The organism is Halalkalibacter wakoensis JCM 9140, from assembly GCF_000513095.1.
GTDB classification, from domain to species: Bacteria; Bacillota; Bacilli; order Bacillales; family Bacillaceae_D; genus Halalkalibacter; species Halalkalibacter wakoensis.
Map to the genome: position 1 here is coordinate 107258 of NZ_BAUT01000005.1, position 11151 is coordinate 118408.

13 protein-coding genes are annotated in these 11151 nt (G+C 37.2%); 4 read left to right on the forward strand and 9 right to left on the reverse strand.

Annotated elements, in window-relative coordinates; all coding sequences use genetic code 11:
• The first annotated feature begins 198 nt into the window (after positions 1-198).
• Positions 199-903: a transglycosylase SLT domain-containing protein gene (locus JCM9140_RS04125; protein ID WP_034742716.1), complete on the forward strand. Its 705-nt coding sequence runs from the start codon at positions 199-201 to the stop codon at positions 901-903.
• 81 nt (positions 904-984) lie between these two features.
• Here JCM9140_RS04125 and JCM9140_RS04130 read toward each other — a convergent pair whose 3' ends face one another.
• The 5 genes from JCM9140_RS04130 to JCM9140_RS04150 all read right to left on the reverse strand — a co-directional run bounded on the left by JCM9140_RS04130 (position 985) and on the right by JCM9140_RS04150 (position 5788).
• Positions 985-1314 (reverse strand): hypothetical protein, encoded by a 330-nt coding sequence (locus JCM9140_RS04130; RefSeq protein ID WP_052002052.1) that lies wholly within the window; start codon positions 1312-1314, stop codon positions 985-987.
• Between the two features lie 100 nt (positions 1315-1414).
• Positions 1415-2326: a F510_1955 family glycosylhydrolase gene (locus JCM9140_RS04135; protein WP_034742718.1), complete on the reverse strand. Its 912-nt coding sequence runs from the start codon at positions 2324-2326 to the stop codon at positions 1415-1417.
• A gap of 16 nt (positions 2327-2342) precedes the next feature.
• Positions 2343-3668 (reverse strand): sensor histidine kinase, encoded by a 1326-nt coding sequence (locus tag JCM9140_RS04140; protein ID WP_235715270.1) that lies wholly within the window; start codon positions 3666-3668, stop codon positions 2343-2345.
• Positions 3669-3727: 59 nt separating this feature from the next.
• A complete protein-coding gene (locus JCM9140_RS04145) occupies positions 3728-4420 on the reverse strand; it encodes a response regulator transcription factor (protein WP_034742724.1) in 693 nt (230 codons plus the stop codon).
• A gap of 69 nt (positions 4421-4489) precedes the next feature.
• Positions 4490-5788 carry a hypothetical protein gene (locus tag JCM9140_RS04150; RefSeq protein ID WP_034742727.1) on the reverse strand — a complete coding sequence of 433 codons (1299 nt, stop codon included), beginning with the start codon at positions 5786-5788 and terminating at the stop codon, positions 4490-4492.
• 189 nt (positions 5789-5977) lie between these two features.
• On the opposite strand from JCM9140_RS04150, the gene JCM9140_RS04155 reads away from it, so the two are divergent.
• Positions 5978-7228: a hemolysin family protein gene (locus JCM9140_RS04155; RefSeq protein WP_034742729.1), complete on the forward strand. Its 1251-nt coding sequence runs from the start codon at positions 5978-5980 to the stop codon at positions 7226-7228.
• A gap of 360 nt (positions 7229-7588) precedes the next feature.
• On the forward strand, positions 7589-8035 hold the full coding sequence (locus tag JCM9140_RS04160; protein ID WP_034742731.1) for an Rrf2 family transcriptional regulator: 447 nt from the start codon (positions 7589-7591) through the stop codon (positions 8033-8035).
• 59 nt (positions 8036-8094) lie between these two features.
• Here JCM9140_RS04160 and JCM9140_RS04165 read toward each other — a convergent pair whose 3' ends face one another.
• The 3 genes from JCM9140_RS04165 to JCM9140_RS04175 all read right to left on the reverse strand — a co-directional run bounded on the left by JCM9140_RS04165 (position 8095) and on the right by JCM9140_RS04175 (position 9897).
• Positions 8095-8703 (reverse strand): pyridoxamine 5'-phosphate oxidase family protein, encoded by a 609-nt coding sequence (locus JCM9140_RS04165; protein WP_034742733.1) that lies wholly within the window; start codon positions 8701-8703, stop codon positions 8095-8097.
• 145 nt (positions 8704-8848) lie between these two features.
• The gene (locus JCM9140_RS04170) at positions 8849-9079 is read right to left on the reverse strand and encodes a DUF1450 domain-containing protein (protein WP_034742736.1); all 231 of its coding nucleotides are present in this window, start codon (positions 9077-9079) and stop codon (positions 8849-8851) included.
• 137 nt (positions 9080-9216) lie between these two features.
• A complete protein-coding gene (locus tag JCM9140_RS04175) occupies positions 9217-9897 on the reverse strand; it encodes an ATP-dependent DNA ligase (RefSeq protein ID WP_052002050.1) in 681 nt (226 codons plus the stop codon).
• Positions 9898-10030: 133 nt separating this feature from the next.
• On the opposite strand from JCM9140_RS04175, the gene JCM9140_RS04180 reads away from it, so the two are divergent.
• Positions 10031-10294: a DUF6154 family protein gene (locus tag JCM9140_RS04180; RefSeq protein WP_034742740.1), complete on the forward strand. Its 264-nt coding sequence runs from the start codon at positions 10031-10033 to the stop codon at positions 10292-10294.
• Positions 10295-10334: 40 nt separating this feature from the next.
• On the opposite strand, the gene JCM9140_RS04185 is transcribed toward JCM9140_RS04180, so the two are convergent.
• The coding region (locus tag JCM9140_RS04185) for an EamA family transporter (RefSeq protein WP_034742743.1) at positions 10335-11151 on the reverse strand (817 nt) is incomplete at its 5' end.

The following is an 11151-nucleotide window of genomic DNA, read 5'->3' on the forward strand; positions in this document are numbered from 1 at the left end:
CTGCCTTCCTGAAAATTAGTTGAATATTGAAGGAAGGCAAAGCATGTGGGGTGAAACAGAAGATCCTAGTTGATTTGCTTTAAAAAAAGAAACTACAGCACCTTCTCCTATGCTTTATGGATTCTTTACACCTTTGAGAATTTAGCCGGAATTCGTTAAGATAGACGACGTTATTCAAGAAAAAGAGGTGACACATCTATGAAACGAATACTTTTTACTGGCTTGTTTACCTTGTTTGCGTTCACGATTGGATTCCTTTATGTTGAAAAAGCAAAATTAGAACAAGCCATTTCTGACTCAAATAATGAACTTAAAGAACAACAAATAGAAATAGAGATGATGGAACTGAAGCAACACCTATCAAATTTTAATGCCTCAGAAGATATGGTGCTCAACTATGAATCATGGGTTGCTTCGTCATTGCTCGCTGAACAATTTTTTGAGGATAGTGACGGGAAGTTTAAAAAGGAATGGGGCATATTTTTAGCAGAACTCGCACAACAACGTGAAATTGATCCGTTTATCGTATATGAATTGCTCAAAACAGAAACAGGGGGAACCTTTGATCCGACTCTTGTCGGTCCAGAAACGCGGTATGGACATGCATACGGAATGGCTCAATTCATGAAAAATACAGCTCCATGGATTGCCGAGATGGCCGAACTTCCTTACGAAGATGATCTGCTGTTTGATCCGTTATATTCCATTCAACTGTCTGTCGTCTATTTACACTATCTTTATGATCAATATGAGGATTGGAACTATGCACTTACAGCCTATCATCGTGGAGTTGGCGGTCTTGAAAATTATATAGACGACCATGGTACTGCCAAAAGTGATTATGCTGTTGAAATTCAAGAAAATGCACAAAAGTTAGATGATGCAGTCGCCTACTCAAATTAGTGATCGACAAAGAAATAGACACAACTTAAAAAAGCTGTGTAATCTCTTTTTCATACGAGAATTACACAGCTTTTTCGTTTATCAACGAACATATTCGGCTTCAAAGGAGTTGGCTCCTGCATGTACGGCTAGTAGCGTATTGGCATACCCAACTAGACGATTGACTAATTCATCAGCTATGGCATAGACAAGTGGTTGAAGATGGTCTTCGTAAAGGGTCGGGTCGTCGAAAATAATTGTTGTGTTAATAAAAACATCTCGATTCCCTTGTAGATCATAATGTATGATTGCTTTACCTGCAGCTCCTCCTGTTTTCGGATCATGATAATGTTTAAGAAAAACATACCACTCTTCAGCTGTAGCCGATCTGAAGTTTTTTGTGAAACTCAAAGCCCCCAGTTCTTCTTTCATTTTTTCCTGCAAATGAGGAGGTGCTAATTCAATGATTTTCTTTTCCACACGATCACCACAAATTCTTTTTCCCTTATCCTCCCCAACAATAATCACATTATCACGTTTCATTATTTGGATGATAGGCTTGGTTGGGTTCGCCTTCTGTTGCCAACACTTCCCAATTCCGACCTAGATCTGTTGTTCGATAAACACTTTGTTGTACTGTCCCAACGATTATTTCATCATCATTAAATGGGTGAACACTTATATAGGTTACTGCATCTTCTTCTAATTGAAGATTCATCGAGACCCATGTTTGCCCAAAATCGTCACTTACATGTAAACCTTCTTTTTCACCTATAAAATAGGCAAGCAGCAGCTCTGATTCATTAACGTACTCAAAAGCAGTAGCTATAAAGTCCTTTTGATATTCATCCCACTTTAAGCCTCCATCTTCAGAGATGAATAGTCCGAATTCTGTTCCTGCTAAGAGCACATCAGGATTTTCTAACCTCGTCGTAAGGGCATAAACTTCTCCAACAGATCCTGGTAAACCTTCTGTAACGACTTGATCCCATTGGTCGCCACCATCTACTGACTTGTATAGCTCAGAGTGATAAGAATCAATCCCGTACATTATGTTTTCATTCCTTTTATTGACATGCAAAACATGAAAATCTACTTCTCCGTGAAGTGCAATTGGTGTCCATGATTCACCTTTATCCTCACTTACAATTACTCCAAGTGGATTTTCTAAATCTGACTTGTGACTTGGATGCCCACTCGAGATCATTTTTCCATCTTGTAAAATAGTAAAACCCATAAGGTCATGCTGTTCCTCATCTTTCCCAACTTTATACCAGCCTTTTTCGCTAACATCTATAAGTCCATGATGAGTCGCAACATAAAAACGATCACCGCTATGATCAAACTCCAACCCGTGTACATGCATGAAAGATTCCACATGATCGCTTTCCCCGCAGGCTGTTAACAAAAATAATATAGCTATAATTAGAATTCGTTTATTCATTTAGATCTGTTTCCCTTCATATATGCATGTTGTTTGGTAGTTTTATGACGAAAATCGTTCCTTCCCCTACCTTGCTTTTTACCGTTATCTCTCCATTGTGTAATGCCACAAGTTGTTTTGTAATGGCTAAACCTAATCCACTGCCACCATGTTTTGTCGATCGTGATTTCTCAACTCGATAAAACCGGTCCCAAATATGCTTTAGGTTTTCATTAGGAATCCCCTCTCCTGTATCATGTACAGTAATTGAAATTATAGAAGGCTTTTGTTCAATAACAAGAGAGATTGTGCCATTTTCTGGCGTATGTCGAATAGCATTCGTAACTAAATTCAACAAAATTTGTTCAAACCTTTCTCGATCGACCATAGCCACAATTTCAGGATCACTGCTTGAAAAAGTAAACTGGATTGTTTTGTTTTCTGCTTCTACCTTATTTTTCTGGAGTATTTCTTTGCCGAGTTGCACCAAATCCTCCTCTTGAAAATCAATTGTGTATTTTCCCTCGTCAAGCTTCACTAACTGAAAAATATCATTGACGAGACGCTCCATTCGCTTCGCCTCTTGATAAATGACAGTAGCATGCTCCTGTGCCTCTTTTTCTAACTGTGTTTTCTCCATGAGAATTGCCGCATATGCCTTCATGTACGTTAACGGAGTGCGTAGATCGTGCGAAACATTTGTTAAAAATTGTTGTCTTGAATCCCTGTATTCTTTTAGTTGTTCAGCCATCGATGAGGTGTCTTTCATCAAATCAGCTATTTCATCATTTCCTTTTGCATCCAACCTTACCTCAAAGTTTCCTTTTGCCATCTCCCTTGTAGAATTACGTACTTTTACTAATGGGTCTGTCCACCTTTTTGATAAATAAATAGTAATGATAGCTGACAAAAGAAGAGAAAACAAAGCCATAATCATGGAAATGAAAAGCAACTTCGATTTTGCTTGTTCAAAATCTCCTGTATCTTGATCAATAAACAGATACCCAACGACCACATTATTTTGTTTTAACGGAACAGCCGACCAAATATGAGGAATGTGGTGAGCGATTGTTTCGACAAACTGTGTTTGGCTTAATTCATTCACTTGGCTTACCCATTCACGATAGAAAATCAATCTCTCAGGATCAACTGGATAAGAGTAGTCCATTACTCGAAAGTTTGCATCAAAGATAATAAATGAACTTTCAGGCCCTCTCCTTTCCATCACTACAACATGATGAAGAGTATGAGAAGTAAAGTCTTCTTCGATAATTTCACGATGGGCTGCAAGGCGATGTTCAATATCTTGTTGTAGTTGGGTCTTGTAAAAGGTTTTTGACACTTGGTAAAACGAAATACTCATAGCCATAATTCCAATTAAAGAAGAAAAGAACACGAGAAAAATTAATTTTGTTGAGAGCTTCATGTGTTTTGCTCAGGGTGCGCGAATTTATACCCAATTCCCCATACTGTTTCGATCAGTTTCTTCTCAACACCAGCACTTTTTACTTTTTCCCGAATGTTTTTTATATGCGTATCGATATTCCGGTCATAGCGATCAGCAAAACCGTCCCATTCCAGCTCCAGCAATTGATCTCTTGTAAATACTTGGCCTGGGTTGCAAAACAAGCGGTGCAAAATTTGATATTCTTTTCTTGTCAGTGGTAAGACTTGTCCATTTGCTGTAAACGTTTTTTGCTGTTCATTTAGCAAGACTCCAAATAATTCGTTTACCTGTTCATGTTTTTGTTTTTCCATTCTCCGAAGAACGGCTTGGACTCTGGCTCTGAGTTCACTAGGTTCAAATGGTTTTGTCACATAGTCATCTGCCCCTAAATCCAACCCCTTTACTATATGTTCCGTTTCCCCTAACGCTGTTAAGAGAATAACAGGCAACGAGGAATATTGTTGTTCGATCTTCTCAAGAACTGTATAACCACTCATCGCTGGCATCATCACATCGAGGAGCATGAGATCATAATGCTTCTCGCTTAGAAAACGAAGTGCTTCCTCTCCTGATGAGGCATGATCAATATGATAATTTTGTTCACTTAAGCAAATCGATATTAATCTTTGCATCTGAACTTCATCATCCACTACTAACAATCTGTTCATCTATCCATTCTCCTTTAAAAAAGAACGGAAAGGCGAAAAACAATGAGCTGCCTTCCCGTTCACATTCACTTAATGATGAGCATGATCATCTCCTGTTATGGAGACAATTTCTAACTTGTCATCGATCACACCTTGTGTTTCAAATGATATCTTACCAAAAGTCCCTATTACATAGCCATGATTGTATGGACCTTCTGTTGGATCTTCTTTAAATGCCGGCTTGACTGTTGCCAAGTATCGATAGATCGAATCTGTTACTTCTCCGTTTTCTAACCAAAGCATTGGTGCATGTTTTCCTAAATGTGCTAATGGAGCAGCAGCAATAGCTAATTCTGGTGTTTCAGTTGAAGTGAACACAAATCCGTGACCTGGTGTCGTGATGCCCCAGCCAAAATTCGTCTGTTCATCTTTAAATGAAGAGAATTGAATGGCTTGCTGAACTACGTCATCTCCCGCAACTCTATGAACCGTTCCATATTCTCTTAGTTCATTTTCTACATCTTCAGAAATGATATGTTCTGGACCAGCTAAATAAATAATTGCTTCACCTTCGCGTTTTTCTAATGCTTGTCTTGTTTCCTCAGGAATTTCATCATTTTGGACAAATAACAGCGATTCGTTCATGTGAGCAATCCAATTTCCGGTTGGAACTGTATAACCAATAGCTTCGTCATCTGCGGAGCCGATAATCACAGAAGGGTGAACATGTCCAATTGTATCAAAAAATATTTGTTCGATTTTTTCTGCAAAGTCAGCTGGACTATCTCCTGTAATGTTCTGAACTTGAAAATCATTTAATTTCGTTAGTTCTTGCTCATCTACATTTCCGACGACAAGTACCTGGATCCCTTCGTCGTTTCCTTTCGGCTGTAGACGGTTAATTTCAGCAATTACCTCTTCTGAAATGGAATCATCCATATACAACAAAGGACCGTCATTGGGATGATGGACGAGTGTTAGTGCAGCTAGTGAATATTGCCAATCACCAACTGGTGCCACTATGACGGTTCCAGGTTGATTTTCTTCATGCGTTGCAGGCCAAACCGTTTGTGCAACTGCAATCGATGCCATTACGGGGTCCTCTTGGTTTATTCTGGTTACATTCTTTGTATTTTCTACAAGTAGTCCATTTTCTGCTCGTTCATTAAACGAACTTGGTGCAGTAGCAGCTTCCTTTTCTAGCACTTCTCGATCATTTGAGCTTTGTTCATGATGTTCGTGATGTACATGCTCCTTTTGATCATGTTGTTCCTCGACCTCGTGATGTTGCTCACCATGATGATCCGTTGCTTCATCATTTGCACATCCTGTTACAAATAGAGCAAACGTTAGAATTCCAGCTAATACGCTTTTTGTTTCCATTCTCATTTCATGTACCCTCTTTCCAAAATAGTTGTTTGCTTTTATCCTACTCAAAAAGTTTGTAGAAAAAATGAAGATCCATTCTATTTTATTCTTCCTCTAACATCGTTACTAATTTTATTAGATTTGGAGATACTACAAACAACTTTTTGGATTTCATAATCCTTCTTAATTCTTTTTGGGAGGAGTGTTCGTTTGACACAGATACCACTTAGTCTCGTTTTTCTTTTAGCATTTTTACTTTTTCTATCTGCTTTCTTTTCTTCTGCTGAAACAGCTTTTTCAAGTGTGAATAAAATTCGTTTGAAAAATTATGCTGAAGAAGGGGTAAAAGGGTCCAATAAAGCGTTGCGTATTTCGACCAATTTTGACGAAACGCTCACGACGATATTAGTAGGAAATAATCTAGTCAATATTGCTGCAGCTACCCTTTCCTCTCAGCTAGCTATTGCCATTTTCGGACCTAATTTAGGGGTTTTCATTAGCACATTTGTTTTAACGATTTTAGTTCTCATTTTTGGGGAAATCTTACCTAAATCTTTTGCAAAAGAATATGCAGAAACCTACACATTAAAAACCGCTACAATCATGACCATTTTGGTTAACGTATTTAGACCGGTAACATGGGCGTTTATTCAGTTACGAAAAGGGATTTCTAGATTTGTTAGAAAAAAAGAACACCATCCTTCAATGACAGAAGAAGAAATAAAGGTGATGATTGACATTAGTGAAGAAGAAGGTGTCATTGAAAGTCACGAAAAAGAGCTTGTTCACCGTTCGCTTGAATTCAACGACATTATTGTCGCTGAAATTCTCAAGCCTCGGACAGATATTGTGGCCGTTAATCGCTCATCTTCAATTGATGAGATTAAGGATGTTTTCTTTCGCGAGCAATATTCCCGTATACCCATTTTTGAAGGCAGTATTGATAACATAGTTGGTATTCTGTCTGAAAAGGATTTCCTCAAATCTCTTATTACACAGACTGAACCTGGAATTTCAGATTTGTTACGGACGCCTTTGTTTGTTGTCGAGTCCATGAAAGTATCTAAATTGTTACCTGAGCTCCAAAAACAAAAAACACATATGGCTATCGTCATTGATGAGTACGGTGGCACGGCTGGATTAATTACGTTAGAAGATATTCTTGAGGAAATTGTAGGTGAAATTTGGGATGAGCATGACGAGAAAGTTAAGCTTTTAAACCAAATTGATGCAACGACTTATATGATTGCGGCCGATTACCCTCTTGATGATTTTGTCAGATTAACCAATGTTAATTTGCCTCCTTCTTCTTATCACACACTAGGAGGATGGTTAACTGAAAAATTCCAGCGTTTTCCTCAAAAAGGGGAACAGCTGACGTATGAGCATATCACACTCCAAGTTGAATCTACAGAAGAAAAAAGACTTCGTGAAATTAAAGTTTCTATTTACCCGACTTAATTAACAGACTCTTGACGCTCCTTTGTTGTTTTTAAGTAGTAGCAGTTAAGCGCTGTTCCATTGCACCTTAGGAAGTGACGACCTCTCCGGTTTCTCCTCTGTGTGAGGGCTTAAAATCGACCTTTTTAATGCCCTCACCATCTTTGCGAAAAGAGCCTTTTCATTATCCATTTAAAACGATATTATTTTAATGTTATTTTTTCTCACATGGTTTTTGCTCTAATCCCTTACTAAATTTTACATAATTAAAGACAATCTTCTTTGTTTCCTGTACGATAGAATTATTAAACAATAACAATCATTTAAAGATCAAACATTTTTAACGATCGTATTAATGGACAACGAATAGGAGTGATTTACATGCATTTAACTTCTTACACAGACTACGCCTTGCGGACACTTATATATTTAGGGTCAAAAAAAAATTCAGAACTTGCTAGAATTAAAGACATTGCTATGATTTATCATATTTCTAATAACCATATGAGCAAAGTTGTTTATGAACTAGGCCAACTTGGCTTAATTAAAACCATTCGCGGGAAAAATGGAGGTATCAAACTAGCTTTAAATCCAAAAGAGATTAATATTGGAGCTGTAGTGAGAAACACAGAAAATATGCAAATTGTCGAATGCTTTGATCGAAAAAACAATACTTGTATCATTACATCTGCTTGCAAGTTAAAGTTTGCTTTAAATGAAGCCTTACAAGCTTACTTAAGTGTACTTGATACGTATACGCTTGCTGACGTGCTAACAAATCAAGATGAGTTATTGGAAATATTTAGATTCCACGAACTAAATGCCTAATAAAAAAGCTGAAACAAAAAATGACTAATTGAGGTAAAAGTCATTTTTGTTTCAGCTTTTTATTTATGTTTTACTGCTATTTCTTGTTTTGTTTGTTTCACTTTAAAAAAATCACCTTTTGCTTTCGTTGTACTTTGATCCACATGCTTTTTTTGTAATGACGGTACGTGTTTAGAGCAATGAATAAATGCCTCTTCCACTTCGATTACAATCCATCTTTCCGCTTTTTTTCCTTCTTTCGCTTCAATGTCTTCCTTTAGCTCTTTTGATAAACGCAATGTGTCCAATTCTTTATTTTCACAAATATAAGCTGTTCCATTTACATGTAACCCGATTTGACTTTCAAAAAAATCAATAAACATTAATCCAACTTGTGGATTTTCCATTATATTTCCCATGCTAGCCATGACACCATTCCCTCGATACTCTGGATACATAACTGTTCGATCATTAATAATTCGTACAAAGCCTTTTTCACCAGCACGAAAAGAGGAATCGCATCTTCCTTTGCTATCTGAAGTAGAGATAAACATCATTTCCTGACCTGTGATGAACTCTTGCATCATCTCGTTTAAACTTGATAACATCTGATTTTGGTAAAACGCCGCTGCTCGCTTTTGAGTATTATACTTTTCTTGCAAGAGTTGTTCTCCACTTTGTTTATACACGTTTGTTCAACCCCTTTTCACTGTTGAAATAGTTGAAACGATTATTATTATCTTACCTGAATATTCGTACAAATAAGTTTGTTACGTCAGATTTTCTGACAACAAAAAAGTTGTGTCACCTATTATAGGTTTCACAACTTTTTTGTTAGACGGACTCTTTCAACATTCGCTTATGTAACTTCTTGTACAATTCTTTCCCTGTTTCACAGGCTAAAACTGTTCCATCGACTAAAGAAAACGGGCAGCTTTTACATGTTTTACACTTGCCAAGGCAGCCCTTTCTTTTAATCATAATATCAGGATACTGCTCTTTTAACGCTTTATATGTTTTTTTCGTTTTAAATTCATTTTCTTTACAAAAGTACACTTTTTTCATTTTTATATCCCCAGACCCAATTGATAATTAGAATCATTTTCATCGAATTCATCTTATCATATGGTGTTTGAAATGTATAGAAAATTCAATTAAAAAATGATAAAAAAATTGACCCCTTTATTGAAGTCAATTTCCTGTTAGTTTCTCATCATTTTCCGATACATTTCATAAAGCTTTTCTCTATCTTTTCTTGTCTTCCATTGTATGTTCCATACCGGTTTTTTACAGAATCCCTCAGAGCGTCTATAGTTTTCGTTTATGATTTTTAGCCAATCCGTAGACCTCTTCCCTATTTTGTACTTAGATCTAGGATTTTTCACAACAATCCCTTCAAGCCCATAATCCTTTATCACTTGAAAATAAGACTTAGAATTGCCTTCAATCCATTGAGAGGTTACGATACTTATCGTATCTGTTGGGATGACTTGACTTAATATTGATTTTCTTTTAATAAGTGGGAACGTGGTAATTTGCTTTCCGTTATAGAACATAATATCAAAAGCCACATATTGGACCGGAATTTCCCTTAGTACTTGATTAGACATATATCGTTTCATTAACCGATCATAATCTGGTTTATTGTCACCATTGGCTGAAATAACTTCGCCGTCTAACACGGTACCAGATGGGAGATCGATGTTTGTAATTTCTGGAAATAGGGCTGTAACGTCTTTCTTTTCTTTTGTATATAACCTTGGAATTCCACTTAAATTACTGTAGATCAGACGTATTCCGTCTAACTTTAATTCTGTTATGACATTTGCATAATCTTCTGGCGGTACAGAGGATTCATCTAATAGCATCGGGGAAATAAACATACAGATCACCTCGACTCTTATCATATCGGACTTTTTCTTTCTTTTCATTAGTAGGCTATTGGAATTTTTTCGAATAATTAAAGATCATCAAACTCAACCTAGTACTACCAGTAAAAGCTAGGAGTGAAAAGTTATGAAGTTTGTTGATGAACTGTATGATCTATATAAGAATCATTTAACAGGTGATGAAGAAGATGCCCTTATTATCATTAATGGCATTTTGCATGATTTTGATGATCGAGATATTAAGAAATTGATTGACGGTATGCCTGATCAAGAACGCTTTGAGATGCTTGCTTTATATCTGTATGAAAAGTTTCGGATAAAGGTGGCTGAAGAAGGGATCGGACAAACGAGAAACAAGGATGATCAAGGTGACGTGAAATTTTATCATTAAACGCAAAAAATGCGTCAATGATTACCGACGCATTTAGATATTAGGAAGCATGTTTCTTTTTCATCGATCCTTTTTCCTTCGGAGCATACGATAAGAATCCTAGGCCGATAAATAACAGCGCGATTCCGATCCATGATAAAAACGGTAAGTGTTCACCAACTAAGAACACACCTAACACAGCAGCGGTTAATGGTTCTGCAAGCGACAGCGTAACGGCTGTAGATGCTGTAACCCCTGTTAAGCCGTGAACAAAAAATAAATAGGCGATTGCGGTAGCAAATAACCCAAGATGAAGAGCTATACCTATACCTGTTGGCTGCAACAGCCAGGATAAGTCATAAAAAAATAAAATAGGTGTTAATAAGATCGCACTTCCTGTAAAGACAACGGCAACAACCGCTTCAGGAGCTTGTTGTTCTAAAAGTTGTTTGCTCACTAAAGTATACAAAGCAAACGATAATCCTGCTCCTAGTGCCATACTGATTCCAAGTGGAGATAGATTCACCTCGCCTTGATTTGTATTAACGAACAAAAGCAGGACTCCGATAATCGCCATTGTCGTTGCCATCCACCATTGCTTTTTTGGTATGCTCCGTTTCATTAACCATTCAAGAATTCCAGCTAAAATGGGTGCGCTACCGATCGCAACCATTGTTCCAACGGCTACTCCTGTCATCGAAACAGCTTGGAAAAATAATGGTTGATAGGCTGCCATACTAATCGCTGCTACAATCGTTACACGAATGGGCCAATTGCGAAACGTTAATTTTTTCTGAATTAAAACAAATAGCAGCAAAGCGAGTCCTCCAACAGCTAATCGGACTGCACCAATTACGACTGGATTGGCATTCTCAGGT